The organism is Micromonospora haikouensis, from assembly GCF_900091595.1.
Taxonomy (GTDB): Bacteria; Actinomycetota; Actinomycetes; order Mycobacteriales; family Micromonosporaceae; genus Micromonospora; species Micromonospora haikouensis.
Genome location: NZ_FMCW01000040.1, coordinates 21,711 through 47,100, shown reverse-complemented (window position 1 = coordinate 47,100; position 25,390 = coordinate 21,711). Strand labels below are relative to the sequence as shown.

Genomic DNA, 25,390 nt, shown 5'->3' with positions numbered 1-25,390 from the left:
CCGCGACCCGGCGTACGCAGCGACGTGTGCGCCTGTTGCCGGCCCGGGTCGTGGTGTACCTGCTGCTGGCCGGCTGCTTGTTCGCCGACTGCGGCTACCGACAGGTGTGGGCGAAACTCGTCGTCGGTTTGCGGGGGCTGTCGGTGCCCGATCCCAGCGGCAGCGGGTTGCGGCAGGCCCGGCAACGACTCGGCCCGGCCCCGTTGCGGGCCTTGTTCGACCTGCTACGAGGCCCCGCGGCCACAGGCGCTGTCGCGGCGGTGTGGTGGCGGGGTCTGCTGCCGGTCGTCGTTGACGGCACCGTGCTGTCGGTCGCGGACTCGAAGGCCAACCTGCGCCGCTATGTCAAACAACGCGGTAACCACGGTGGATCCGGCTACCCGACGCTGCGGCTGAGCGCGCTGCTGGCCTGCGGGACCCGCTCGGTGCTCGACGCCGTGTTCGACCCGATCACGACTGGCGAGATCGCCCAGGCCCACCGGCTGGCCCGCAGCCTACGGGCCGGGATGCTGCTTCTGGGCGACCGCAACTACGCCGCCGCCGATCTGATCACCGCGCTCGCCGCGACCGGAGCGGACCTGCTGATCCGCTGCAAGACCGGCCGGAAACTCCCGCTGACCCGCCGCTGTCACGACGGTTCCTGGCTATCGATCATCGGCGGCCTACCCGTGCGGATCATCGAGGCCCGGATCAGCATCACCACCACGACCGGCAGCCACACCGGCGACTACCGGCTGATCACCACCCTGCTCGACGCCCACCGCTACCCGGCCGCCGACCTCGTCGGCCTCTACCACCAGCGGTGGGAGATCGAGACCGCCTACCTGGAACTCAAGTCCACCATCCTCGGCGGCCGGGTCCTACGCGCCCGCACCCCCGACGGCATCGATCAGGAGATCCACGCCCTGCTGATCGTCTACCAGGTACTGCGCACCGCCATGGTCGACGCCACCGACAGCCGGCCCGGCCTCGACCCGGACCGGGCCAGCTTCACCACCGCCCTCAACGCCGCACGCGACCAGATCGTCCACGCCGCCGGTGTCATCGCCGACACCGTCGTCGACCTGGTCGGCGTCATCGGCGAACAGGTCCTGGCGAACCTGCTACCCGAACGCCGCGTCCGGACGAAGACCCGCATGATCAAACGCTCGAACTCCAAGTACCAGGCACGCGGACCCAACACCGACCGCCGCACCTACAAAGCCACCACCAGCATCGACATCACCACCGACGAACCTTGACCAACCAGCCCCCGCCCTAACTGAACGGCATTGCGGCTAGTCGAGGTACGAACGCGCGCCGTGCTCCGACAGCACCGCGAGCACCGCCTCCGGGTCCTCCCCGGCGACCGCCGCGAAGAGCCGCTCGTGCCGGTGCACCCCGTCCGAGGGCTGCGCCACCTCCGCCTCGCGGCGCAGGTTGATCGCCATGTAGAGCTGCAGCTTCATCAGGATCGAGTCGTACACGGCGGAGAGCTGGCGGTTGCCGGCCAGCGCCACCAGCGCGACGTGGAACGCCCGGTGCGACTCGGCGACCGCCAGCCGGTCGCCGAGCCGGGTCGCCTCGCGCATCTGGTCCAGCGCCGCCCGCAGCCCGGCCAGGTCAGCCTCCCGGTGCACCGGGACGGCCCGGTGCACCGCCACCCGCTCCAGCACGTCACGCAGCTCGTACAGCTCCCGCACGTCGCGGTCGGAGAGGGTGGCGACCCGGACGCCCCGCCGGGGCACGTGCTCCACCAGCCCCTGCTGCGCCAGCAACCGCAGCGCCTCCCGCAACGGGGCGCGGCTGATCCCGAGCCGCCGGGTCAGCTGCTCCTCCACCAGGCGTTCGCCCGGGTCGCTCCTGCCGCTGAGGATCTCCCGGGTCAGCCGGGAGACGGCGAGATCCACCAGGCTGGGGCTCTCCAGCTCGCCGTCCATCGCCGATGCGGCCACGTCGCTCACTCCGAAGAGTCTGCCATTGCCGCCGGACGACCCGTGTGGGCGCGTCCGCCCGCCGGCCGTCAGACGGCGCAGTTGACCAGGACCGGCTCCGGGTGCAGGGGCACGCCGAAGCGGGCGTGCACGCCGTCGCGGATGTCGCGGGCCAGGGCGATCAGCGCGGCGGTGCTGGCGGTGCCGCTGCGGTTGGTCAGGGCGAGGGTGTGCTTGCTGGAGATGGCCACCCCCTCGGGGCCGGGGTGTCCCTTGGCGAAGCCGGCCTTGTCGATCAGCCAGGCGGCGCTCACTTTCACCGTGTCGCCGGCCCCGGGCCAGTGCGGCGGCTCGCCGAGGTCGGCGGCCCGCCCGCGCAGCAGCTCGTACGCCTCGCCGTCGAGCACCGGGTTGGTGAAGAACGAGCCCACCGAGCGGGTGTCGGGGTCGGCGGCGTCGAGCACCATGCCCTTGCCGGCCCGCAGCCGCAGCACGGCGGCCCGGGCGTCGGCCAGCGGCACCGCGTCGCCGGGCTCGACGCCGAGCGCCCGGGCCAGCTCGGCGTAGCGGGCGGGGCCGGACAGCGGGGAGCGGGCGAGCCGGAAGTCGACCGACAGCACCACCCAGCGCTCGCTGTACTTGAAGATGCTCGACCGGTACGCGAAGCCGCAGTCGGCCGCCTCGACCCGGCCCAGGCTCTCCTCGACGCGGTCGTACACCTGCACGCCGGTGATCGTCTCGGCGACCTCCTGGCCGTACGCGCCGACGTTCTGGATCGGGGTGGCGCCGGCCGAGCCGGGGATGCCGGAGAGGCACTCCAGCCCCGACCAGCCGTTGGCGACGGTGGCGGCGACGAGGTCGTCCCACGGCTCGCCGGCCTCGACCCGTACGGTGACGGTGTCGGCGTCCTCGGCGACGACCCGCAGCCCCCGGGAGCGCACCAGCACGACGGTGCCGGGGAATCCGGCGTCGCCGACGACCACGTTGCTGCCGCCGGCGAGGATCAGGACCTCATCGTCCCGCAGGCGGGCCTGCTGCACCTTTTGTACGATCTCCTCGGCGCTGGCAGCGGTCTCGATCCGTCCGGCCGGGCCACCGAGGCACAGCGTGGTGTATTCCGCCAACCTGGTCGGTTCGGCGGCGCGGGTTTCGGTGGCCGGGCGGGCACTAACGTCTGACACGCCTTTCACCCTAGGCTGAGAGGGAGCCGCGGCACCCACTTGGTGGCGCGGTCGCCCGGGAGGATCGTGATGAGCAGACTGCACGGCACGAAGGACTTCTGGATCGGCGCGCTGCGGACCGAGGGTCCCGCGTTCGCCGCCGCCGTGGCGGAGGCTCCCCCCGAGACACCCGTGCTCTCCTGCCCCGGCTGGACGATCACCGACCTGACCGCGCACCTCGGCGAGGCCTACACCTGGGTGAACACCATCGTGACGACCGGGGGCACCACCCGCCCCGAGCGCCCGAGCGTCCCGGCCGCGCCGCCCGCCGGGACGTCCGCGCTGCAGTTCTGGCAGCAGGCGTACGACCGGTTGATGGCGACCTTCGACGGGCTGGACCCGGAGACCCCGACGTGGAACTGGGCGCCGCAGCCGAAGAAGGCCGGCTTCTGGCCGCGTCGGATGGCGCACGAGACCTCGGTGCACCGCTGGGACGCCCAGCTCGCCATCGCCGCCGGTGAGCCGATCGAGGCCAAGCTCGCGGCCGACGGGGTGAGCGAGGTGCTCGACACCTGGCTGCCGGCGGGCCGGCGCAAGGCCACCGGCCAGTGGCACGGGGTGGTGCACCTGGCCGCGCCCGACGCGGGCCAGGACTGGTACCTGCGGCTGCGCGGCGAGGGCGTGGCGCTGCTGGACACCGACACCATCCTCGACCACGACGACCACCACGCCCGGGTCGAGGTCACCGGCACGGCGAGCGACCTGCTGCTGGCGCTGATGGGCCGGGTCAGCTTCGACACGCTCGGGGTGCGGGGCGACCGGGCCCTCCTCGACGGCCTGCGCACCGGCTGACCGCCCCCTTTCCCGCCTCGCGTGGCCCCCGGCGTTGCCGGGGGCCACGCGTCGTCGTGCCCGCCGCCCCGCCCGCCGGCGGTTCGCGCGCGCCGTGCGTTGTTAAGAAGGGGCCCCTGCTCTACCGAATGCGTTAACAGGGGGCCCTTCCTTTCCGCTCCGAGAGCGCTCTATTGACATCGCGGCAGCCAGCGGCCAGGCTCTTGTGAGAGCGCTCTCTCGAAGGTTCCACCCCCCGTCCCCACCACCATGCGCACGACCTGAGAGGGGTCCGAGAACAAGATGGGTGTCTTTCCACGCCGCCGCCTCGCGGCCGTGGCCCTCGTCGCGGCCACCGCACTGCTCACCACCGCCGGCTGCGGCGGGGACGAGCCCGCCGAGGGCGGGCCGGTCACGCTGACCGTCGACGTCTTCGGCCAGATGGGCTACCAGGAGCTCTACCAGGAGTACATGGCCGCCCACCCCGACGTGAAGATCGTCGAGCGGGGCACCGGCGGCAACCTCGACGAATACTCGCCGAAGCTCACCCAGTGGCTCGCCGCCGGTAAGGGCGCCGGCGACGTGGTCGCGATCGAGGAGGGCCTGCTCGTCGAGTACAAGGCCAACCCGCAGAACTTCGTCAACCTGCTCGACCACGGCGCGGCCGAGCTCAAGGGCAACTTCCTCGACTGGAAGTGGAACCAGGCGCTGACCGCCGACGGCAAGCAGCTCATCGGCCTCGGCACCGACGTCGGCGGCATGGCGATGTGCTACCGCAGCGACCTGTTCGCCAAGGCCGGGCTGCCGACCCAGCGCGACGAGGTGTCCAAGCTCTGGCCCACCTGGCAGGACTACGTCGCCACCGGCGAGAAGTTCAAGGCGGCCAACACCGGCGCGGCGTTCCTGGACTCGGCCACCAACATCTTCAACACGATCGTGCTGCAGACCGCCGGCAACGCGCAGGGCTACCACTACTACGACACCGCCAACAACCTGGTGGTGGACAGCAACCCGGCCGTGCGGCAGGCGTGGGACACCACGATGGACATCCTCGACTCCGGCCTGTCCGGCAAGTACGGCTCCTGGTCCGAGGAGTGGGTCTCGGCGTTCAAGCAGGCGAAGTTCGCCACCATCGCCTGCCCGGCCTGGATGACCGGCGTCATCGAGGGCAACGCCGGCCCGGCCGCCAAGGGCAAGTGGGACATCGCCCAGGTGCCCGGCAACGGCGGCAACTGGGGTGGCTCCTTCCTCGCCGTGCCCAAGCAGAGCAAGCACCAGGCCGAGGCGATCGAGCTGGCGAAGTTCCTGACCAGCGCCAAGGGGCAGATCGGGGCGTTCAAGGCCAAGGGCCCGCTGCCGTCCAACCCGCAGGCGCTGGACGACCCGGCGATCGTCGACTCGAAGAACGCGTACTTCTCCGACGCCCCCGTCGGCAAGATCTTCGCGGCGGGCGCGAAGAGCCTCAAGCCGGTCTACATGGGACCGAAGAACCAGGCCGTCCGCACCGAGGTGGAGAACGCCGTCCGCACCGTCGACCTCGGCCAGCGCAGCCCCGAGCAGGCGTGGACCGACGCGGTGAACAACGCCAAGAAGGCCGCCGCCAAGTAGGCCCGACGCGGACGCGCGGGCGGCGCTCCGGCACGCCGGAGCGCCGCCCGCGCCGCGCAGGACGCGGAAAGGAGTGACCGGGCCCATGGCCGTCCAGCTCGACGCCCTGCCACCGGTGACACCGACGGAGCGGAGCACCGCCCGCCCGCCCCGGAGGTACCGGCTCAGCCGGCTCGACGACAAGTACTCCCCCTACCTCTACATCGCACCGTTCTTCCTGCTCTTCGGCGTGTTCGGGGCGTACCCGCTGGCGTACACGTTCTGGGTGTCGCTGCACGACTGGGACCTGCTCGCCGCGGAGCACCCGTTCGTCGGCGGGGAGAACTACACCCGCCTGCTGGCCGACCCCGACTTCTGGCACTCGGTGGTCAACACCCTCGGCATCTTCGTCATCTCGACCGTGCCGCAGCTGTTCGCCGCGCTGTGGCTGGCCAGCCTGCTCAACCGGCGGCTGCGGGCCCGGACCACCTGGCGGATGGCGGTGCTGGTGCCGAACGTCACCTCGACCGCCGCCGTGGCGATCGTCTTCGGGGTGCTGTTCGGCCGCCAGTTCGGCATGATCAACTGGCTGCTCGACCTGGTCGGCGTCGACGCGATCGACTGGAAGTCCAACCGGTTCGCCTCCTGGGTGGCCATCTCCGCCATGGTCGACTGGCGGTGGACCGGCTACAACGCGCTGATCTTCCTCGCCGCCATGCAGGCCATCCCCCGCGACCTGTACGAGTCGGCGGCGATCGACGGGGCCAGCCGGGCCCGGCAGTTCTGGAAGATCACCGTGCCGCTGCTCAAGCCGACGATCATCTTCGCGGTGATCGTGTCGACCATCGGCGGCCTCCAGCTCTTCACCGAGCCCCGGATGTTCCACTCCGGCACCAACCCGATCCGGGGCGGGCCGCTGCGCGAGTCGCAGACGATGACCATGTACATGTTCGAGAACGCCTTCGCGCCGCACTACAACTTCGGCTACGGCTCGGCGGTCGCCTGGCTGCTGTTCGCCCTGATCGCGATCGTCGCGGCGATCAACGTGGTGATCCTGCGCCGGCTCGGCGGCACCGACGGGCCGACGCGGGTCCGCCGGCCCCGGAAGGAGCGCACCCGATGAACAAGCTCTGGTCCGCCGGCCGGCTCACGTACGCCGCCCTGGCCGTCTCCGCCCTGCTGTCGGTCTTCCCGATCTACTGGATGTTCGTGGTCGCCAGCCGCTCCAGCGACGCGATGGGCCAGATTCCGCCACCGGTCACCCCCGGCGGCAACCTGGGCGCGAACATCGCCCGGCTGTTCGACAACACCGACGCGTACTTCCTCACCGGTCTGATCAACTCGGCGATCGTGGCCGTCACGGTCACCGTGTCGGTGGTCTTCTTCTCCACGCTGGCCGGGTTCGCCTTCGCCAAGCTGCGGCTCCGGGGCCGCAACGGGCTGCTGCTGGTGATCATCGCGACGATGATGATCCCCACCCAGCTCGGGGTCATCCCGTTGTACCTGCTGATGACGAAGCTCAACTGGAACGACCGGCTGCCGGCCGTGATCGTGCCGGCGCTGGTCACCGGGTTCGGCGTGTTCATGATGCGCCAGTACGCCAGCCAGGCCGTCAGCACCGAGCTGATCGAGGCCGCCCGGATGGACGGCTGCGGCACCGCGCGGATCTACTGGAACGTGGTGCTGCCGGCGTTGCGCCCGGCCGCGGCCGTCCTCGGGCTGCTGACGTTCATGACGACCTGGAACGACTTCCTCTGGCCGTACGCTGTGCTCAACGACCCGGAGAACCCGACGGTGCAGCTGTCCCTGCGGGCGCTGTCGGACGGCTACTACCAGGACATGTCGCAGGTCTTCACCGGCACGGCCATCGCAACTCTGCCCCTTTTGCTGGTATTCGTCCTGTTCGGCCGCCAGATCATCGGCGGAATCATGGAAGGTGCGGTCAAGGCGTGAGCGCGAGCAGCGAGCTACGGTTCCCCGACAACTTCGTCTGGGGCGCGGCCACCGCCTCCTACCAGATCGAGGGCGCGGCCCGCGACGACGGTCGCGGCCCGTCGATCTGGGACACCTTCAGCCGTACGCCGGGCAGGGTCTTCGCCGGCCACACCGGCGACGTCGCCTGCGACCACTACCACCGGTACGCCGACGACGTGGCCCTGATGGCGGAGCTGGGGCTGAAGGCGTACCGGTTCTCGATCGCGTGGCCCCGGATCCAGCCCGACGGCACCGGGCCGGTCGAGCCGCGCGGGCTGGACTTCTACGACCGGCTCACCGACGCGCTGCTCGACCGGGGCATCGACCCGATCGTCACGCTCTACCACTGGGACCTGCCGCAGGCCCTTCAGGACCGGGGCGGCTGGACCAACCGGGAGACCGCCGAGCACTTCGCCACGTACGCGGGGGCCGTGCACGGCCGGCTCGGCGACCGCATCCGCACCTGGACCACGCTCAACGAGCCGTGGTGCTCGGCCTACCTCGGGTACGGCAACGGGGTGCACGCCCCCGGCGTGAGCGACCCGGGCGCGGCCTTCACCGCCGTACACCATCTGCTGCTCGGGCACGGCCTGGCGGTCCGGGCGCTGCGCGCGGGCGGCGCGGAGGTCGTCGGGATCACCCTGAACCCGGCGGAGGTGCAGCCGGCGGACCGGGACAGCGCGGCGGACGCGGCGGCGGTCCGGCTGGTCGACGGGCTGCAGAACCGGATCTTCCTGGACCCGCTGACCGGCGCCGGGTACCCCGCCGACGTGCTGGAGCACGTGTCCCGGATGGTCGATCCGGCGACGTTCCTGCGGGACGGCGACGAGAAGCTGATCGCCGCACCGATCGACCTGCTCGGCATCAACTACTACGCCCCGACCTACGTGGCCGGGCGGCCGGACGGGGCGGGCAGCAGCGCCTGGCCGGGCACCGAGGGGGCGGTGCAGTTCCTGCCGGCCGCCGGGCCCGTGAGCGACATGGGCTGGGCGATCGAGCCGGCCGGGCTGGGCCGCCTGCTGGACCGGCTGGCCGCCGACTACCCCGGCCTGCCGCTGATGATCACCGAGAACGGCGGGGCCTTCCCGGACCGCACGACCGACTCCGCCGGTCGGGTGGCCGACGCCGACCGGATCGCCTACCTCGACGGGCACCTTCGGGCCGTGCACGCGGCCATCGGCCGGGGGGTGGACCTGCGCGGCTATCTCGTATGGTCGTTGCTGGACAACTACGAGTGGGCCGAGGGGTACCGCAAGCGGTTCGGGATCGTCCACGTCGACTACCTGACCCAGCGGCGCACACCGAAGGCCAGTGCCCGGTGGTACCAGGAGGTGATCTCCCGGAACGGGCTGTGACGAGGTGGGGAGCGCTCCGATGACGACGGCCCAGCGGCCGACCCTGGAGGCGGTGGCCCGGCGGGCCGGCGTCTCCCGGGCGACCGTGTCGCGGGTGGTGAACGGCTCCACCACCGTCGCCGAGCCGATCCGGGAGGCGGTCCGTCAGGCCGTGGCCGAGCTGGGGTACGTGCCGAACCTGGCCGCCCGCAGCCTGGTCACCCAGCGGACCGACTCCATCGCCCTCGTGCTGCCCGAGGAGGCCACCCGGGTCTTCTCCGACGACCAGGTGTTCCCGAGCATCATCCGGGGCGTCGCGCAGGAGCTGGAGGCCGCCGACAAGCAGCTCGTGCTGATGCTCGCCGGCTCGCCGGCCGGGCACGCCCGGGTGGAGCGGTACACCACCGGGCGGCACGTCGACGGCGTCGTCTTCGCCTCGCTGCACGGGGCCGACCCGCTGCCGGCCCGGCTGGCCCGGCTCGGCATCCCGGTGGTGTGCAGCGGGCGGTTCCTCGGCGACGTCGGCGTGCCGTACGTCGACGTCGACCACGTCGGCGGGGTGACCCGGGCCGTGCGGCACCTGCTCGGCTCGGGGCGGCGGCGCATCGCCACCATCGCCGGTCCGCAGGACATGTTCGCCGGGGTGGAACGCCTCGCCGGCTACCGGGCGGCGATCGCCGAGGCGGGGCTGCCCGAGCGGGTGGCGTACGGGGACTTCACCCGGGAGTCGGGGGCGGCGGCGATGCGGCAGCTCCTCGACGCCCACCCCGATCTGGACGCCGTCTTCGCCGCGTCCGACCTGATGGCGCACGCCGCCATGCGGACGCTGCGCGAGGCGGGGCGGCGGGTGCCCGCCGACGTGGCCGTGATCGGGTTCGACGACATCGAGACGGCCGCGTACACGGACCCGCCGCTGACCACCGTGCGGCAGCCGATACTCGACCTGGGCCGGGAGGCGACCCGCCAGCTCCTGCGGATGGCGGCCGGCGAGGACGTCGAGCCGGCCCTCGTGCTGCCCACGGAGCTGGTCCTGCGCGCCTCGGCGTAAGGAGGGGCCCCTTGTTAACGCATACGGTAGAGAGGGGTTCCCTTCTCACCACCTCCGGCGGGCGCGTGAGCGCGTGGCGGGGCGGTTATCGCGTGGCGGCGGGGTCGGGGGCGGGCTAGCGTCACGCGGATGAGCGATCCCGTGGCGCTGGTGCGCGTGTCCGAACTCTCCGACCTCGCCGAGTACGCGTACGCGGCGACCGTCGACCCGCCGGCCCGGCTGGTGTTCGCCGCCGGCGCCTGCCCGCTGGACGCCGACGGGCGTACGGTCGCGCCGGGCGACCCGGCGGCGCAGGCCCGGCAGGTGATGGCCAACCTGGAGGTCGCGCTCGCCGCCGCCGGGGCACGGCTCGCCGACGTCGTCAAGACCACGGTGTACGTGGCGTCGACCCAACAGGCCGACCTGGTGGCCGCGTGGGAGGTGGTCCGGGACGCGTTCGGCGACCACGAGCCGCCCAGCACCCTGCTCGGGGTGACCGTGCTCGGCTACAACGACCAGCTCGTCGAGGTGGAGGCGGTCGCCGCCGTCCGGGAGCCCGGCCGCTGACGGTGCGCTCCGCCGGGCGGGCCGCTCAGGACGACGGTGCCCCGGACGCCGGGCAGACCGCCGTGAGCGCGAAGGAGCCGGCGTCCCCGGCGATCGCCGCCGAGCCGCCCGTCAGGGTCCAGCCGGCGGGCAGGCGCAGCCAGGCCGCGCTGGCCCCGGCGTCGTCCACGGTCAGCGCGCCGCCCTCGGTGGGCACGGTGAGGGCGACGCGTTCCCGGTTCGGGGCGACGAACTCGGGCGTGACCGCGACGAACCGGGCCCCGACCCCGCCGGCCGCCAGGCCGAACACCCACACGTCCTCGTCCGGATAGGGCCCGCCGCCCAGGCCCGCGGCGCACGCCGGCCCGCGCCCGGCCGCCCGGACCGGCGCGTCGGCCGGGTCCAGCCGGATCGTCGTGCGTGGACCGGGCAGGGGCGCGGGCGGCACCGGCAGCGCGGACGGCCGGGCGGTCGACGGGTCGGTCCGGACCTCGCGCCGGGGCAGGCCCGCGGCCCCGAGCACCAGCAGGCAGGCCGTGGTCGCAGAGACCGCGGACCTGAACCGGCCGACCCGCACGCGAGGCATCCCCTATCGAACCTTTCGTCCGTTTCAGGATAGGCGCAAGGAGGGGCCCCTTGTTAACGCATACGGTAGAGAGGGGTTCCCTTCTCACCGCCTCCGGCGGGCGCGTGAGCGCGTGGCGGGGCGGTTATCGCGTGGCGGCGGGGTCGGGGGCGGGCTAGCGTCACGCGGATGAGCGATCCCCCGGCGCCGGTGCGCGTCGCCCGGCCGGACGACGCCCCCGACGTGGTGGCCCTACGGGCGCTTGTCCACCCGTACATCGTGCGGGGTGTGGCCTCGACCCGGAAGATGATCGCCGAGCCCTCGCCCGGCGAGCACTGGACGGCTTTCGTGGCCGACGTCGACCGCGCCGTGGTCGGCTGGGTGTCGGCCTACCGCGAGGGCCGGACGTCCACGGACGGGTTCGGCTGCGTCTCGCTGCTGCACGTCCACCCAGACCACCGGGGGCGGGGCCTCGGCTCCGCGCTGCTGACCGCCGCACTCGACCATCTCGCCCCGCTCGGGATCCGCCGGGTGCGTGCCTGGGCGCTGGACGAGGCGCTGCCCTTCGCCCGCCGGCACGGCTTCACCCCGGGCCGGGAGCTGCGCTACTCGGCGCTGGAGCTGCGGTCCGTCCCGCCGCCGCCACCCGCCGCACCTGGCGTACGCCTGCTGCCGTTGGCCGACGTCGGGCCCGATGAGCTGTACCCGGCGGTCCGCGCGGCGGCCGTCGATGAGCCGGGCGACGTGCCGGTGGACGCGATGAGCTACCAGAGCTTCCGGTACGAGATCTGGGACAACCTCGGGCTGGACCGGCAGGCCAGCACGGTGGCCGTAGCCGACGGGAAGGGGGCCGGCGAGGAGGCAGCCGACGAGGGGGTGGTCGCGTTCAGCCTGGTCAAGCGGGACGGCGACCGAATGTGGTCGGACTACACCGGCACCGTGCCGGGGCACCGGGGGCGCGGGCTGGCCCGGCCGGTGACCAGCCAGTGGTCCTGCCTCCGCGAGCTGGGCTGATGGTCGACCTCCCCGTCACCGCTCCTGCACCGGGCGGCCCGGCGGCTCGATGGACTGGCCCATCGCACGGCGGGTGAGCAGGGTCGCGCCGGCCACCGCCGCCGGCATGACCAGCACCGCGCCGAGCGGGATCAGGAAGCACACGAAGACGGCCACCCCGAAGCCCAGCGTCGTCGGCCGGTCGGCCTTCAGCAGCGTCCGGCGGTCGGGCAGCCGCATGCCGCGCCGGTAGAACGGGGTCCCCGCCAGCTCCAGCGCGAGGAACCAGCCGCCCACGGCCGCCCCGATCACCGGCACGACGGTCTGGCCGACCACCGGGATGAAGCCGGCCGCGAAGAGCGGAATGCCGACGAGTACGGAGATCGCGACCAGCCGCAGCGAGTCGACGATGCTGCGGCGCAGCGACGCCCAGAACGGCGCCTCCACCGCGCCGGGCGTGCCGCCGTAACGCTCCTCCACCCGCTCGGAGATCTTCTCGTAGAACGGGTCGCCGATGGCCAGGGTCACGGCCGTGAAGGTGAGCACCGCGAGCAGCCCGCCGACCCCGAGGAAGGCCAGGCCGGCGACGACCCGGACGAGGCTGCGGGCGGTGCCGGACCAGTCGTCGGCGAACGGGGTGACCAGCGCGGCCAGGTCGTCCACGAAGTAGACGAGGGTGGCGAAGGCGGCCACGAAGAGGGTTCCGGAGATCAGCGCCGGCACGATGCCGAGCAGCATCAGGCCGGGGCTGCGGACGTACAGGCCGATGCCGCGCAGGAGCAGCCCGACCCCGGAGAAGAATCGGCCGACGGCACCGGTCACCGGCGCGGTGATGCTGGGTACGTTCACGACCGCTGAGCCTATCGGCGCCCGTCCCGCCCGGCCCGCCGAGCAACGCGGGGCGGGGTGAGAAGGGTTCCCTTCTATACCGCAGGCGTTAACAGGGGGCCCTTCCTTACACAATGGGTGGGTGCGGGCCTCGCGGTTGATCTCGGTGGTGCTGCTGCTTCAGGCGCGGGGGGCGATGACGGCGGCCGAGCTGGCCCGCGAGCTGGAGGTCTCCGAGCGGACGGTCTACCGGGACGTGCTGGCGCTGTCGGCCGCCGGGGTGCCCGTCTACGCCGACCGGGGCCGGGCCGGCGGCTACCGCCTGCTCGGTGGCTACCGGACCCGGCTGACCGGGCTCACCCGGGACGAGGCGGAGGCGCTGTTCCTCACCGGGCTGCCCGGCCCGGCGGGCGACATGGGGCTGGCCGACGCGGTCGCCTCGGCCGAGCTGAAGGTGCTGGCCGCGCTGCCGCCCGCGCTGCGCGACGCCCCCGCCCGCGCCGGGCAGCGGTTCCACCTGGACGTGCCGGGCTGGTTCCGCGACGCGTCGCCGCCGCCCCGGCTGGCAGAGCTGGCCCGCGCGGTGTGGGCCGACCGGGTCGTCGAGCTGCGCTACCGGCGCGGCGACGGCGAGGTCGTCCGGCGGGTCGAGCCGTACGGGCTCGTGCTCAAGAGCGGGACCTGGTATCTGGTCGCCCGCGTCGGCGACGGCACGCGCACGTACCGGGCCGACCGGGTGGTCGACGTTACCCCGGGCGGAGAGGCGTTCGACCGCGACGAGGGCTTCGACCTCGGCGGCTACTGGGGCGAGCAGGCCGAGGCGTTCCTGCGGAGCATGCAGCGGACCCGGGTCCGCGTCCGGCTGAGCCCCGCCGGCCTGCGCGCGCTCCGCAGCGCCCCGGAGACCCCCTTCGGGTACGCGGAGGCGACGGCCGCCGCCGGTGCGCCCGACGGCGACGGCTGGGTGGTCACCTGGCTGCCGATCGAGTCCGTGGATGTCGCGTACGACCTGGTGCTGCGGCTCGGGCCGGAGGTGGAGGTGCTGGATCCGCCGGAGCTGCGGGGGCGGGTGGCCGCTGCCGCCGCCCGGCTCGCCGAGTTGTACGGCGGGCCGGGCGGCGGACGGGAGGGCCACGAGCGGACGGGCGACGGTCAGCGGTAGTCGGCCGCGGCAGCTTGCTTGCCGCCGTGCACGACCTCGGTGATGTAGCGGAAGCCGTCCGGTTGGCTGCCGTCGAGGTCGGTGAAGCCGTACACGCGGCTCAGTTCGCCGGCGGAGGTCGACCTGCCGTTCCAGCGGGCCCGGTCGGGGTCGGCGGCCAGCGCGGCGACGGCCCGCCCGACGAACGCCGGGGTCTCCGAGATGAGGAAGTGCGGGTCCTTCGCCGCCCCGTCGCGCCAGTTGGCCTCGGTGACCCCGAAGTGCTCCAGCATGAACTCGGAGCGGATCCAGCCGGGCGAGAGCGCGACGGCGGTGCCGCCGTGCGGCTCCAGCTCGTGCGCCTGGGTGAAGGCGAGCCGGTTCACGCAGGTCTTGGCGAGGTCGTAGAAGACCGACAGCCGGTAGTGGGCGTCGTTGTACTCCCGGGTCCCGTCGCCGATCTCCACCACCAGCCCGCCGGGGCGGCGGATCAGCAGCGGCAGGGCGAAGTGGCTGGTGATGACGTGGGTGTCGACCGCGAGCCGCAGGGTGCGGAAGCCGGCATCGAGGGGCTGTTCCCAGACGGGCTTCTCCCAGGTGATCAGGGGGTCGGCGCCCCACACGTCGTTGACCAGCACGTCGAGCCGGCCCTGCTCGGCGTCGATGCGGGCGACCAGGTCGCGCACCTGCTCGGGCACGAGGTGGTCGACCCGGGCGGCGATGCCGGTGCCGCCGGCGGCCGTGACCAGCTCGGCGGTCTCCTCGATGGTCTCCGGCCGGTCCAGTTCGGAGCGGCCGGCGGTGCGGCTGCTGCGGCCGGTGGCGTACACCGTCGCCCCGGCCGCGCCGAGCTGGATCGCGATCTGCCGGCCGGCGCCCCGTGTCGCCCCGGCAACCAGCGCGACCGTCCCGGTCAGGGGTTTTGTCGTCATGCGTCGACCCTGACAGCAATACCTGACAGCCGAAGTCCGGTTTCGCGAACGGGTGTCCTGCGTCATGCTCGGCGCATGCGCCTGCTGCTCTCCGGGATCGTCGGCTCGGTGGCGTACGGGCTGGCCCGGCCCGGCTCCGACGTCGACCGGATCGGGGTGTTCGCCGCGCCGACCGTCGCCTTCCACGGCCTGCACCCGCCCCGCGAGTCGGTGGTCACCACCGAGCCGGACGTCACCCTGCACGAGGCCGGCAAGTACGCCCGGCTGGCGCTGGGCGGCAACCCGACCGCCACCGAGCTGATGTGGCTGCCCGACGACTGCTACGAGACGCGCACCGCGCTCGGCGACCGGCTGATCGGCATCCGGTCGGCGTTCCTCAGCGCGCCCCGGGTCCGCGACGCCTACCTCGGGTACGCCGCGCAGCAGTTCCGCAAGCTCGCGTCCCGGGGCGACGGGACGTTCTCGGCCGACACGCGGCGGCGGACCGCGAAGCACGCCCGGCACCTGGCCCGGCTGGTGCACCAGGGCCGGCTGCTCTACGCCACCGGCGTGCTGGAGATCCGCCTGGCCGACCCGGAGCGGTTCCGGGCGTTCGGGGAGCGGGTGGCCGGCGGGGAACTGGCGGAGGCGCGGGGCCTGCTCGCCGAGGCGGAACGCGACTTCGACACGACGCGTACGCCGCTGCCGCAGCGGCCCGACGAGGCCACGGTGGAGCGTTGGCTGCTCGACGTGCGCGTCGCCCACCTGCCGCCGGCCGGGGCCTGCCCCGGGTGACGCCTGCGGCGGCCGGCGTCACCCGTTGAGGAACCCCGAGATCCGCTCCCGCAGGTCGGCGCGCTCCGACCAGAGCACGCCCGGGCGGTCGTACACGTGGAGGGTGGCCCGGGGCAGGGCGGCCGCGAGCTGCTCGGCGACCTCGACCGGGTGCAGGTCGTCGCCCGCGCAGGCGAGCACGAGGGCCGGGGCGGCCACCGCGGCCAGCTGCGCCCGGTCGCCGAGCGGGGCCTGGTCGGGCAGGTCGGCGAGGCCCGCCGCGAGGCCGTCGCGCAGCAGGTGGTCGAGCCGCTGCCGAAGGTATGCCCACCCGGCGGGCGTGTTGCGCACGGCGGGCGGCAGCTCGGCCGAGACGACGTCGGCGACGGCGGAGGCGTCGCCGCTCTCCACCGCCTCGATCAGGTCGGTGATCCGGCTCCGGGCGGCCGGGGTGCGGGGCCGGTCGAGCGCCGCCGGGAGGAAGAAGACCAGCCGGTCGAAGCGCTCCGGGCTCTCGGCGAGCAGCCGGCACAGCGCGCCCGCGCCGAGGCTCGCGCCGAACGCGCGGGTGGCGTTGCCGAGGTCGGCGACGGCCCGCAGGTCCCGGGCGAGGTCGAGATAGCTCCACTGCCCGGGCGGCGCCTCGGAACGGCCGTGCCCCCGGAACTGGAAGAAGACCTTGCGGCCGGCGACGCCGCTGCCGAAGGGCCGGGTGGTGGCGATGCCGTTGCCCAGCCCGTGCGCGAACACGGTGACCGGGTCTCCGACGCCGGTGACGAGCTGTTCGAGGCGCACCCCGTGCGGGGTGGCGACCAGCTCCGTCTCCGGCTCGGGCAGGGCCGGCCGGCCCGTACGCGGGGCGCCTGGGCCGGGGCCCCAGGTCCGTGGCCCGCCGTCCGGTGGCGGTGGCCAGCGGAACCCTCTCACCAGGAGGATCCCCGGCCGTCGTGCAGGTCACGCAGCCCGACCCGGACGTCCAGCAGATAGATCAGGGCGGCGGCGATGCCGATCAGGCCGAAGATGTTCAGCACGTTGTTGGTCAGCAGCGTGAGCACCAGGCACACCGCGAGGATGGCGATCCACCCGCCCTTGGGCAGGGTGCCGATCGCGGCGAAGCCCTCGCCGCGCTGGGTGATCGCGTGCACGAGCGCCACCCCCTCGATGACGAGGGCGAACACCAGCAGCAGCATGGTGATCCAATACTGGACCTGGAAAGCGAAGATCGGCGCGGCGATGGCCATGCCGGCAAGCTTATGCCGACGACCCCGGATCCGTCCGCCAGGACGTCTCCGGGGTCGTGCGGCGTCTCGCTCCGGCAAGCCGCCGGGCGGCTGCTGCCGCGGGGCGGCGGCGGGGCCGAACGGGGTCGCTGCGCTACTCGGCGGCCGGGCGGGTCCGCCGGGTGGCCTTGGGCAGCTTGGCCGACGGGGTGTCGGCGGCCTCCGGGGCCGGGCTGTCGGCGGCCTTGGCCTTGGGGCCGCCCTTGGCAGCGGTCTTCGCGGTGGCCTTGGCCGTGGTCGCCTTGGTCGCGCGGGTGCGCGGGGTCCGGGCGGCGGCCGGCTTGGCCTCGACGACCTCGGCCACGTCGGCCGGGGTCGGGACGTCGGCCTTCGCCGCCGGGGCCGGGACGTCGGCCTTCGCCGCCGGGGCGGGCGCGGCGGGCGCGGCCGGGGCCGGGTTCAGCTCGGCCTCGGTCGCCGCGATGTCGGCGTTGACCGTGTCGGCGGCCTCCAGCACGCCGGCACCGACTACCCGCTCGCCACGGGCGACCAGCTCGGCGTACGCGGCGAGGGCCCGCTCCTGGGCGGCCTGCGCGCCGGCGACGACGACGGCCGCGTTGCGGGCGGCCAGCCCGCGCAGCCGGTCGAGGTCGGTCAGTTCGCGCAGGCGGTTGACGTCGGCGGCCTCGCGCAGCCGGTTCAGGTCGGCGACCTCGCGCAGCCGGTTGACGTCGGCGGCCTCGCGCAGCCGGTTCAGCTCGGCCGGGACGGACCGGCCACGCAGCTCGGCGGCGGTCTGGTTGGCCGTACGCAGGGTCTCGGTGGCCTTCTGGCGCAGCTCGAAGCCGGTCACGACGGCCTTGCCGCCGAGGTCGGCGGCGACCTTGCCACTCAGGTCGGTGACCACCGTGGGCAGCTTGCGCAGCTGCTCCAGGGCCAGGTCGCCGGCGCCGGCGGCGGCGTAGAGCGGGGCCGGGATGCGGTGGGTCTTCGGCTGGGTCATGACTTCTCCTCCTCGACCGCGGCGGCGGTCTGCTCGGTCTCGACGGCGGTCGCCCTCTCGGCGGCCTTCCTCGCGGGCGTGCTGCTGGGCGGGGCGGGTGCCGGGCCGGCCTCGGTGACGGCGACCGACTCCAGGACCGCCTCGGTCGGGGTGCCCTCCGGCGTGGTGGGCCCGGTCGCGGCCGGCGTGGCCGTGCCCGGGGCCTCCGGGGCGGTGCCCGGGGCCTCCGGGGCGGTGCCCGGCGCGGACGGAGCGGCGGCCGTGGCGGCCAGGCCGGCACCCGAGCCCGCCTGGGCGGCTTCGGTGGCGGCCTCGGCCGCCTCGGTGGCGGCCTCCGCCTCGGCGAGCCGGCTGTTCTCCCGCCGGAACGTCTCGTAGATCTGGGTCAGGGACTGCTTCTGCGCCATCGTGAGATCGGGGTCGACCGCGATGGCGGCGAGCACGCCCTGCCCCTCCTTGTCGTCGAGCAGGCCGGCCCGCAGGTACATCGCCGGGGTGGAGACCCGCAGCGCGCTGGCGAGCTGCTGGAGCACCTCGGCGCTGGGCTTGCGCAGGCCGCGCTCGATCTGGCTGAGGTACGGGTTGCTGACGCCCGCCTGCTCGGCGAGCTGCCGCAGCGAGATCTTGGCGTTGCGCCGCAGGTCACGGATGAACCCGCCGACGTCAGGTAGGTCCTTGGGAGTGGCCATGACCCCACGCTAACCGACCCTGCTAGCTGCTGCAAGCAAAACGCTAACCCGAGTTAGCGAGGTCTCACGCCGGGCCGGGCACGCTGTCGTCGCGGGACGGGATGCCGGGCGGATGGGGGTATCAACGGGACGGGATACCCCCATGTCCCCGACATGAAGTCGATCAACCCGGCCCGCCGCCCCTGGTCAGCGCCGCCCGGCTTGAATCTGTTGCGCGTCGTGCGTCCGGTCCGTACCTTCCCCGGGGTGACGAAGATCGAGATCAACGGCGCGAATCTCGCGTACGACGACACGGGTGACGGAACGCCCGTGCTCATGCTGCACGCCGGCATCGCCGACCGGCGCATGTGGCGCGGACAGGTGCAAGCCCTGGCCGCCCGGCACCGCGTGATCGCCGTCGACCTGCGCGGCTACGGCGACTCCGAACTGCCCACCGACCCGTTCGCCCACCACGACGACGTGGTCGGCCTCCTGGACGCCCTGGAACTGCCCCGGGCCGCCCTCGTCGGGTGCTCCTTCGGCGGGGCCGTGGCGATCGACACCGCTCTCGCATACCCGGATCGGGTCGGCGCACTCGCCCTGTTCGGCACGGCCGTCAGCGGCAGCGAGTGGTCCGACGAGGCCAACGACCTCTGGGACGACCTGGTGGGCGAAACCGACCCCGAGGACTTCGCGGCCACGGCGGCCGGCGAGGTGCGGTTCTGGGTGGTCGGCCCGGGCCGCCGCCCCGAAGACGTCGACCCGGAGCTGATCCGGTTCGCCGAGGAGATGGACCGCCGGGCCCTCGCGGCCGAGCTGGCGCTGAGCGCCGTCGAGGTGGACGAACTCGACCCGCCCGCGATCGAGCGGCTCGGCGAGCTGCGCGTACCGGTGCTGGTGGCCGCCGGGGCCGCCGACGTGCCGGACATCGGCCGGCTCGCCGACCGGATCGCCGCCGAGGTGCCGGGCGCGGTGCGGCTGCCGGACGTACCGGACGCCGGGCACCTGCTCCCCCTGGAACGCCCGGACGCCGTCAACGGCGCGCTGCTGGACTTCCTGCGGTAGATCGGTCCCGACCCCGGTCAACCTTTCCTGCCCGCCCCGGGTCTTCCTCTCGACGGTGACGCCGGGCAGGACTGGAGATCGCAGGTGACGGAGGACAGCTTCCGCGAGTTCGTCGAGATCCGGTACGCGGATCTGCTGCGGACCGCGTACCTGCTGACCGGTTCGCGGCACGCGGCCGAGGACCTGGTGCAGAGCGCGCTGATACGGGTGATGCGCCGCTGGCGGCACGTCGACAACCCCGTCGCCTACGTTCGCCGGATCATGGTCAACGAACGGGTCAGCCTGTGGCACCGGTTCGGTTCCCGGGAGTTCCTGGCCGGGGTGACCGGCGCCTGGCGGTTGCACGCCGGCCAGAGCCGGGGCCCGGACGTCGCGGACGACGTCGTGCTGCGCGACGAGGTGCTCACCGCGTTGCTCGGCCTCCCGCCCCGCATGCGGGCCGTGCTGGTGCTGCGCTACTGGGAGGACCTCCCCGAGGCGCAGATCGCCGAGGCGCTCCGTTGCTCGGTCGGCACGGTGAAGAGCCAGGCGTCCCGTGGGCTCGCCCGGCTGCGCGCGGTACTGCCGGCCTCGCCAGCCGGGTCGCCCTCGTCACCTGCCCGGGAGCCGTCGTCCGACACCCCGGCACCGTCGTCCGACATCCCGGCGCCGTCGTCCGACAACCCGCCACCGTCGGACGCGTCGCCGGTCACGACGAGAGGAAGAGGTGTGCACGATGGCCGATGAGATCAGGCACGCGTTGACCCGGCTCGCCGAGCCGGTGATGCCCAGCCCCGACCCGTACCAGCGGTTGCTGGTCCGGGTCCGCCGACGCCGGCAGCGACGCATCACGGTGGCGGGCGTGGCCGGCCTGACGGCGGCGGCGCTGGCGCTGCCGGCCTTCGGTGCGGCCGGCCGGCTCGTCACCGGCGTGGCATCGTCGCCGCCTGCCACCGGGACCTACCAGCCGGCGAGCCGGATCGAGACGCCGCTGGTGCGGCAGCTGCTGGACTCGCCGACCCGGGGCAACCTCGCCGGTGACGGGGCGCTGATCGCGGACATCCAACGGCAGTACCGGACGGCCCGCGCCCGGTTGCTGGTCGACCCGGCGCTGGGCGAGGTGAAGGTGCTGCTGGCCCACGACGCACCGGGCGGCCGGATCGTGGTGGTGGCCTTCCTCGGCGACTCGCACGCGTTGCTCCGCTCCGCGATCGCGCAGGTCGGGGCGTCCGTGCCGGACCTGTTGAGCAAGACCGGCACCCCGGACGCGCCGCTGCCCCTGGAGCCGTACGCCTTCCTCAGCCGACTCTCACCGACGGACGGCGGGCACGTCGCCGACGTCACGGTCGGGCTCGCCCCGGCCGGGTGCCTCGTCGAGACCTCCGGCGACGGCCGGCTCCAGCCGGACGGCTCGATCGCCCGCAGCTGGCAGGTGGCGAGCACCGACGGCCTCGCAGTCGGCGGGGCGGGCCCGGTGACCGAGCGGTGGCGCTTCACCTGCCAGGGCGTGGTGCGCTACTCCGGTCCGGCGGGTGGCGGGCCGGGGGTGGTCCTGTCGACGAAGGCGGCGGCACCGGTCTCCACCGCCGGCGCGCGCGGCTCGGTGGACGCCGCGCTCGCCGCTGTCGCCGTGCGCGACCTGCGCGAGCTGGCCGAAGGCCAGGGGCTCACCGGACCGGCTCCGAAGGTGGTCTGGGGCGGGCGGCTGCCCGACTGGGTCTCCGCCGCCCCGGAGGCCGTGCTGGTGAACTCCTGCTCGACCGACGGCGGCTGCGCCGCGTTGCTGAAGATCGCCGCAGGGCCGCAGCCGCCACGGGAGGCGAGCGCACCGACCGGCTATCGGACCGCCGTCGGCCGCCCCGACCTGACCGTCGTCCCGGTGCCGGGAGAGACGGCCGGGGTGCTGGTCGTCGGGCCGGAAACGGCAACGCGCGTCGAGCTGCTCGACAAGAGCGGGCGGACGATCGCCGACGGTCAGCTGGCTGCCGGGGCCGGCGCGCTGCGCGTCGACCCTCGCCAGGTGGTCGGGGCGAAGGTCTTCGACGCGGCCGGCCGGCTCCTGCTGACCGGGGCCACGCCGAACCTCGGCACCAGCTCCGACCAGTTCGGCGAGCCGACCGTGTGGGCCTGGTGACGAGCGGGGCCTGGTGACGCGCTGGTTCGGCCCCGAGGCCCTGCCGCGTCACCAGACCGGGCGGACCGCCCCGACCGGGATCCCGCCGCCGAGCAGCGGCAGCTCGGCGTACTCGTCGAGCACGGGTGCCCGGACGCCCAGCCGGCGCAGCGCGGAGACCAGGACCGGCATCCGGGCCCGCGTCGCCCCGTCATCGATCTTCAGGGCGACCGCGCCGACGCCGGGCAGCGCGGCGGCGATCACCCCCTCCGCGCCGATCTTCGCGACCGCGCCGGGCAGGCCGCGCATCAGCCGGCTGTCCTCGGCCCAGGTGCCGCCGACCAGCTCCGGGTGCGCCCGCATGGCGTCCGCCACGGTCCGCTCCGGCGAGCCCGGCACGGCGGAGACCAGCCGCAGGTACGCGCGGGCCAGCCCGGTCAGCGACACGGCCAGCACCGGCGCGCCGCAGCCGTCGACGCCGACCGCCGCCACCGGCTCCCCGGTGCACTCCTCGACGGCTGCTCGCAGCGCGAGCTGCAACGGGTGCTCCGGCTGCCGGTAGCCCGCCCGGGGCCAGCCGGCGGCCAGGCAGGTGAGCAGCATGCCGGTGTGCTTGCCGGAGCAGTTCATCCGGCCCCGGGTCGGCCCGCCGCCCGCGCGCAGCACCGCCTCCCGGGCCAGCTCGCCCATCGGCAGGTCGGGCGGGCAGCCCAGGTCGGACTCGTCCAGCCCGGCACCGGCCAGCAGCGCGCCGACCCGGGCCACGTGGAACTCCTCCCCGGCGTGACTGGCCGACACGATCGCCACGTCGGCCGGGTCGGTCAGCGGCAGCCCGGCGCGGAGCATGCCGACCGCCTGCATCGGCTTGCTGGCCGAGCGGGGGAAGACCGGTGACCCCACGTCACCGGCGGCGGCGACCGTCGCGCCGGCCGCGTCGAGCACCACCACCGAGCCGCGGTGCAGCCCCTCCACGAACCCGGAACGGACCACCTCGGCCAGCGGCACGCCACCGGAGTACGTCTTGCTCACGGGTGGACGGTACCGAGGGGTCGGCGGGCGGCGAAACGCGGGTGACCAGCGCAGTCATCCCAGCCGCGACAGGGGCGACGGCACGGACGGGGCTTACCGGCGCGCGCCACCCGACCGGGACCTAGCGGGGCGCGACGCCGAGCAGCTCGCGGGCCTCGGTGGTGGTCAGCGGCGGGCGCTGCGCGAGCTGGGCGAAGCCCACCGCCCGCGCCACGAGCTGCATGTTCGACTCGACCGGCCGGCCCTTCGCGTACGTCACCGTGTCCTCCATGCCGACCCGCAGGTGCCCGCCCGCCGACAGGGAGGCCAGCAGCACCGGGATGGTGCTGCGCCCGATGCCGGTGGCCGAGAACGTGGTGCCCTCCGGCAGGTCGCGCAGCGCCTGGTGGGCGGCGGCCAGCGTCGCCGTGGTGCCCGGCATGCCGCCCGGCACGCCCATCACGAAGTCGACGTGCACGTGCCCGCCGTGCGGCAGCCCGTGCTTGCCGAGGAGCCGCTGCAGGGCGGTCAGATGGCCGAGGTCGAAGATCTCGTACTCGGGCACGATGCCGCGCTCCTGCATGCGGGTGTGCAGGTCGACAATGAACTCCCAGCGGTTGAGGAAGACGTCGTCGCCGAAGTTGAGCGTGCCCATGGTGCAGGACGCCATGTCCGGCCCGGCGTCGAGCACGGCCAGCCGGTCGGCCTCCGGGTCGGTCACCGCGCCGCCGGTGGAGAGCTGCACGATCAGGTCGGTGCCCTCGCGCAGCGCCGCGACGGTCTCCCGCAGTCGCCCCTGGTCGAGCGTGGGCCGGGCCTCGTCGTCGCGGATGTGGACGTGGATCACGGCGGCGCCGAGCGCCTCGCACTCCTTGGCGGTCAGCAGCAGCTCGTCGAGGGTCACCGGCAGCGCCGGGACCTCCGCCTTGGCCGACTCCGCGCCGGTGGGGGCAACCGTGATCAACGTCCCTGTCGTCATGCCGGCGATCCTAGACGCCCCGCCGGGGCCCGGTCGACGGCGCGCGCTCCCACAGCGGACGCGCCCGTCCGCCAGCCGGCCACCGCGCCACGCACCGCCTGCGCGCCGCCTGCGGTGTTAGGAGGGGGCCCTTCCTATACAGAAAGCGTTAACAGGGGGCCCTTCCTTACTCGATGGCGGCGGCTGAGTCGCCGACGAGCAGGCGGGCGTCGTCGGGGACGTTGCGCTTCAGCACCGCCAGCGCGACCTGGCCCAGCTCGTGGTGGAGCACCGCCGTGCCGACGAAGCCGACCGCCCGGCCGTCGAGGGTCACCGGCGTGCCGGCGGCCGGCAGCCGGTCGGTGGTCACCCCGTCCAGGTGCAGCAGTACGAGGCGACGCGGCGGCCGCCCCATGTTGTGCACCCGGGCCACCGTCTCCTGGCCCCGGTAGCAGCCCTTGTCCAGGTGCACCGCCGGGGCGACCAGGTCCACCTCGGCCGGGATGGTCCGGTGGTCGGTGTCCACCCCGACCCGGGCCCGCCGGGCGGCCACCCGGATCGCCTCGTACGCCCACAGCCCCACCGGCGGCACCCCGGCCGCGCGCAGCTCGGCGACGACCCGGTCCATGGCGGGGCGGGGCACCAGCAGGTCCACGCCCAGCGGCCCCCGCCGGGCCCACCCGCCGCCGGGCAGCGGCGCGACCGCGTACCGGACGGTGGGCCGGGGCGGCAGCTCGCCGGCGCGGAACTTCGGGCCGGGCACCGCGACGGCGTCGGGCGCGGCCAGCCCGGTCACGCCCAGCGTGGCGAGCGCCCCGGTCGCCTCCGGCCCCACCAGCGAGAGCAGGGCGTGCTCGGCGGTGGCGTCGCGGGGCTCGACCTTGCTGAAGAACCGCATCTTCTCCAGGTAGGTCAGCAGGCCCCCGGTGGCGCCGGGCTCCGTGTCGAGCCAGGTGGTGTCGCCGTCCTCGGCGACCATGGCGTGCTGCTCGACGTGGCCGTGCGGGGAGAGCACCAGCAGCTCGGTGCCCTCGCCGGGGGCCAGCGCGGCCAGGTGCTGGGTGGTGAGGGTGTGCAGCCAGCCGATGCGCTCCTCGCCGGGCACGGCGACGACGCCCCGGTGCGACCGGTCGACGAGGCCGACGGCGGTGTCGAGGACGCGCTGCTCCCGCAGCGGGTCGCCGTAGTGGGCGGCGACGGACAGCACCCCGGCCGCCCGGTGCGCCGGCTCCGGCTGGTCCCGGGTCTCCTCGTCGATGGCGTCGGTGGTCACCGCACCCGCGATGTCGATCATTTCTGCTCCCCGTCCTCGCTCCGGCCCGGCACGCCCTCGTCCGCGGGGTCCTCCCCGCACCGGCCGCAGACGCCGAACAGCGCCACGTGCCCGATGTCCACCCGGAACCCGCGCTCGGCGACCAGCCGGTCGGCCAGCGGCCCGAGCAGCCCCGGGTCGATCTCGTCGATCGCGCCGCACTCCCGGCAGACGAGGTGGACGTGCTGGTGCTCGCCGGCCGCGTGGTAGGTGGGTGAGCCGTGCGACAGGTGGGTGTGGGTCACCAGGCCGAGGCGTTCCAGCAGCTCCAGCGTGCGGTAGATGGTGGTGATGTTGACCCCGGCGGCGACCTCGCGGACGGCGGTGTGCACCTGCTCCGGTGTGGCGTGCCCAAGATCCAGCACCGCCTGGAGGATCAGCTGCCGCTGCGCCGTCAGCCGCAGCCCACGGGCGCGGAGCACTTCCGCGAGGGATGACTCGGACACCGTCCGATCATAGTTCGGCCGCCGCGAAGCGTCG

The 25,390-nt window shown here is 74.1% G+C and carries 27 protein-coding genes; 14 read left to right on the top strand and 13 right to left on the bottom strand.

The window, feature by feature from the left end:
- Window positions 1–1,241, top strand: a 1,241-nt coding sequence (locus GA0070558_RS29400; RefSeq protein ID WP_091285820.1) for an IS4 family transposase, incomplete at its 5' end; no start/stop codon positions are given.
- A 36-nt stretch (window positions 1,242–1,277) separates the two neighbouring features.
- On the opposite strand, the gene GA0070558_RS29395 is transcribed toward GA0070558_RS29400, so the two are convergent.
- Window positions 1,278–1,943, bottom strand: a complete 666-nt coding sequence (locus tag GA0070558_RS29395) for a GntR family transcriptional regulator (protein WP_091285816.1) — start codon at window positions 1,941–1,943, stop codon at window positions 1,278–1,280.
- 59 nt (window positions 1,944–2,002) lie between these two features.
- The gene (locus GA0070558_RS29390; protein ID WP_091285813.1) at window positions 2,003–3,094 is read right to left on the bottom strand and encodes a UDP-N-acetylmuramate dehydrogenase; all 1,092 of its coding nucleotides are present in this window, start codon (window positions 3,092–3,094) and stop codon (window positions 2,003–2,005) included.
- Between the two features lie 69 nt (window positions 3,095–3,163).
- On the opposite strand from GA0070558_RS29390, the gene GA0070558_RS29385 reads away from it, so the two are divergent.
- From GA0070558_RS29385 to GA0070558_RS29355, 7 genes are all read left to right on the top strand, one after another.
- Window positions 3,164–3,925 carry a maleylpyruvate isomerase family mycothiol-dependent enzyme gene (locus GA0070558_RS29385; protein ID WP_091285810.1) on the top strand — a complete coding sequence of 254 codons (762 nt, stop codon included), beginning with the start codon at window positions 3,164–3,166 and terminating at the stop codon, window positions 3,923–3,925.
- A gap of 282 nt (window positions 3,926–4,207) precedes the next feature.
- Window positions 4,208–5,512, top strand: coding sequence for an ABC transporter substrate-binding protein (locus GA0070558_RS29380; RefSeq protein ID WP_077938179.1), 1,305 nt, complete (start codon window positions 4,208–4,210; stop codon window positions 5,510–5,512).
- 85 nt (window positions 5,513–5,597) lie between these two features.
- A complete protein-coding gene (locus GA0070558_RS29375) occupies window positions 5,598–6,614 on the top strand; it encodes a carbohydrate ABC transporter permease (protein ID WP_091285808.1) in 1,017 nt (338 codons plus the stop codon).
- Complete coding sequence (locus GA0070558_RS29370) at window positions 6,611–7,444, top strand: carbohydrate ABC transporter permease (protein ID WP_091285787.1); 834 nt, start codon at window positions 6,611–6,613, stop codon at window positions 7,442–7,444. The genes GA0070558_RS29375 and GA0070558_RS29370 overlap by 4 nt, the downstream gene beginning before the upstream one ends.
- On the top strand, window positions 7,441–8,820 hold the full coding sequence (locus GA0070558_RS29365) for a GH1 family beta-glucosidase (protein ID WP_091285784.1): 1,380 nt from the start codon (window positions 7,441–7,443) through the stop codon (window positions 8,818–8,820). Before GA0070558_RS29370 ends, GA0070558_RS29365 begins: the two co-directional genes overlap by 4 nt.
- Window positions 8,821–8,839: 19 nt before the next feature.
- A complete protein-coding gene (locus GA0070558_RS29360; protein WP_077938176.1) occupies window positions 8,840–9,847 on the top strand; it encodes a LacI family DNA-binding transcriptional regulator in 1,008 nt (335 codons plus the stop codon).
- A gap of 129 nt (window positions 9,848–9,976) precedes the next feature.
- The gene (locus tag GA0070558_RS29355; protein WP_091285782.1) at window positions 9,977–10,393 is read left to right on the top strand and encodes a RidA family protein; all 417 of its coding nucleotides are present in this window, start codon (window positions 9,977–9,979) and stop codon (window positions 10,391–10,393) included.
- Window positions 10,394–10,418: 25 nt separating this feature from the next.
- On the opposite strand, the gene GA0070558_RS29350 is transcribed toward GA0070558_RS29355, so the two are convergent.
- Window positions 10,419–10,958: a hypothetical protein gene (locus tag GA0070558_RS29350; RefSeq protein WP_141722357.1), complete on the bottom strand. Its 540-nt coding sequence runs from the start codon at window positions 10,956–10,958 to the stop codon at window positions 10,419–10,421.
- Between the two features lie 168 nt (window positions 10,959–11,126).
- Here GA0070558_RS29350 and GA0070558_RS29345 point away from each other — a divergent pair, with 168 nt between their 5' ends.
- Entirely contained in the window at window positions 11,127–11,951 is an 825-nt protein-coding gene (locus tag GA0070558_RS29345; RefSeq protein WP_091285776.1) for a GNAT family N-acetyltransferase, read from the top strand.
- Between the two features lie 15 nt (window positions 11,952–11,966).
- Here the strand turns inward: GA0070558_RS29345 and GA0070558_RS29340 are convergent, their stop codons facing one another.
- Window positions 11,967–12,779, bottom strand: coding sequence for an EI24 domain-containing protein (locus GA0070558_RS29340; RefSeq protein WP_091285774.1), 813 nt, complete (start codon window positions 12,777–12,779; stop codon window positions 11,967–11,969).
- Between the two features lie 121 nt (window positions 12,780–12,900).
- Between GA0070558_RS29340 and GA0070558_RS29335 the strand changes: the two genes are divergently transcribed.
- Entirely contained in the window at window positions 12,901–13,920 is a 1,020-nt protein-coding gene (locus GA0070558_RS29335) for a helix-turn-helix transcriptional regulator (RefSeq protein ID WP_091285772.1), read from the top strand.
- Here the strand turns inward: GA0070558_RS29335 and GA0070558_RS29330 are convergent.
- Window positions 13,911–14,831, bottom strand: a complete 921-nt coding sequence (locus GA0070558_RS29330; protein ID WP_091285770.1) for an SDR family oxidoreductase — start codon at window positions 14,829–14,831, stop codon at window positions 13,911–13,913. The genes GA0070558_RS29335 and GA0070558_RS29330 overlap by 10 nt on opposite strands.
- A 75-nt stretch (window positions 14,832–14,906) precedes the next feature.
- Here GA0070558_RS29330 and GA0070558_RS29325 point away from each other — a divergent pair, with 75 nt between their 5' ends.
- Window positions 14,907–15,605, top strand: coding sequence for a nucleotidyltransferase domain-containing protein (locus tag GA0070558_RS29325; protein ID WP_091285768.1), 699 nt, complete (start codon window positions 14,907–14,909; stop codon window positions 15,603–15,605).
- Window positions 15,606–15,623: 18 nt separating this feature from the next.
- Here the strand turns inward: GA0070558_RS29325 and GA0070558_RS29320 are convergent, their stop codons facing one another.
- The 4 genes from GA0070558_RS29320 to GA0070558_RS29305 form a co-directional block, all read right to left on the bottom strand.
- Window positions 15,624–16,511 carry an alpha/beta fold hydrolase gene (locus GA0070558_RS29320; protein WP_091285766.1) on the bottom strand — a complete coding sequence of 296 codons (888 nt, stop codon included), beginning with the start codon at window positions 16,509–16,511 and terminating at the stop codon, window positions 15,624–15,626.
- Window positions 16,508–16,825: a DUF2516 family protein gene (locus tag GA0070558_RS29315; RefSeq protein WP_043965247.1), complete on the bottom strand. Its 318-nt coding sequence runs from the start codon at window positions 16,823–16,825 to the stop codon at window positions 16,508–16,510. Before GA0070558_RS29315 ends, GA0070558_RS29320 begins: the two co-directional genes overlap by 4 nt.
- 133 nt (window positions 16,826–16,958) lie before the next feature.
- Window positions 16,959–17,807, bottom strand: coding sequence for a hypothetical protein (locus GA0070558_RS29310; protein ID WP_091285764.1), 849 nt, complete (start codon window positions 17,805–17,807; stop codon window positions 16,959–16,961).
- Window positions 17,804–18,496, bottom strand: coding sequence for a helix-turn-helix domain-containing protein (locus GA0070558_RS29305; protein WP_091285761.1), 693 nt, complete (start codon window positions 18,494–18,496; stop codon window positions 17,804–17,806). Before GA0070558_RS29305 ends, GA0070558_RS29310 begins: the two co-directional genes overlap by 4 nt.
- 246 nt (window positions 18,497–18,742) lie before the next feature.
- Between GA0070558_RS29305 and GA0070558_RS29300 the strand changes: the two genes are divergently transcribed.
- The 3 genes from GA0070558_RS29300 (at window position 18,743) to GA0070558_RS29290 (ending at window position 21,653) form a co-directional block, all read left to right on the top strand.
- Complete coding sequence (locus GA0070558_RS29300) at window positions 18,743–19,540, top strand: alpha/beta fold hydrolase (RefSeq protein WP_091285758.1); 798 nt, start codon at window positions 18,743–18,745, stop codon at window positions 19,538–19,540.
- Window positions 19,541–19,624: 84 nt separating this feature from the next.
- Window positions 19,625–20,266 carry a SigE family RNA polymerase sigma factor gene (locus GA0070558_RS29295; protein ID WP_091285753.1) on the top strand — a complete coding sequence of 214 codons (642 nt, stop codon included), beginning with the start codon at window positions 19,625–19,627 and terminating at the stop codon, window positions 20,264–20,266.
- Window positions 20,256–21,653, top strand: a complete 1,398-nt coding sequence (locus GA0070558_RS29290; RefSeq protein ID WP_091285750.1) for a hypothetical protein — start codon at window positions 20,256–20,258, stop codon at window positions 21,651–21,653. The genes GA0070558_RS29295 and GA0070558_RS29290 overlap by 11 nt, the downstream gene beginning before the upstream one ends.
- 48 nt (window positions 21,654–21,701) lie before the next feature.
- On the opposite strand, the gene GA0070558_RS29285 is transcribed toward GA0070558_RS29290, so the two are convergent.
- The 4 genes from GA0070558_RS29285 to GA0070558_RS29270 all read right to left on the bottom strand — a co-directional run bounded on the left by GA0070558_RS29285 (window position 21,702) and on the right by GA0070558_RS29270 (window position 25,356).
- Window positions 21,702–22,661: an asparaginase gene (locus tag GA0070558_RS29285; protein WP_091285745.1), complete on the bottom strand. Its 960-nt coding sequence runs from the start codon at window positions 22,659–22,661 to the stop codon at window positions 21,702–21,704.
- A gap of 121 nt (window positions 22,662–22,782) precedes the next feature.
- Window positions 22,783–23,619: a beta-keto acid cleavage family enzyme gene (locus GA0070558_RS29280; RefSeq protein WP_043965239.1), complete on the bottom strand. Its 837-nt coding sequence runs from the start codon at window positions 23,617–23,619 to the stop codon at window positions 22,783–22,785.
- A gap of 166 nt (window positions 23,620–23,785) precedes the next feature.
- Entirely contained in the window at window positions 23,786–24,892 is a 1,107-nt protein-coding gene (ygfZ, locus tag GA0070558_RS29275; RefSeq protein WP_091285742.1) for a CAF17-like 4Fe-4S cluster assembly/insertion protein YgfZ, read from the bottom strand.
- Window positions 24,889–25,356 carry a Fur family transcriptional regulator gene (locus tag GA0070558_RS29270; RefSeq protein WP_043965237.1) on the bottom strand — a complete coding sequence of 156 codons (468 nt, stop codon included), beginning with the start codon at window positions 25,354–25,356 and terminating at the stop codon, window positions 24,889–24,891. Before GA0070558_RS29270 ends, ygfZ begins: the two co-directional genes overlap by 4 nt.
- Window positions 25,357–25,390: the final 34 nt, after the last annotated feature.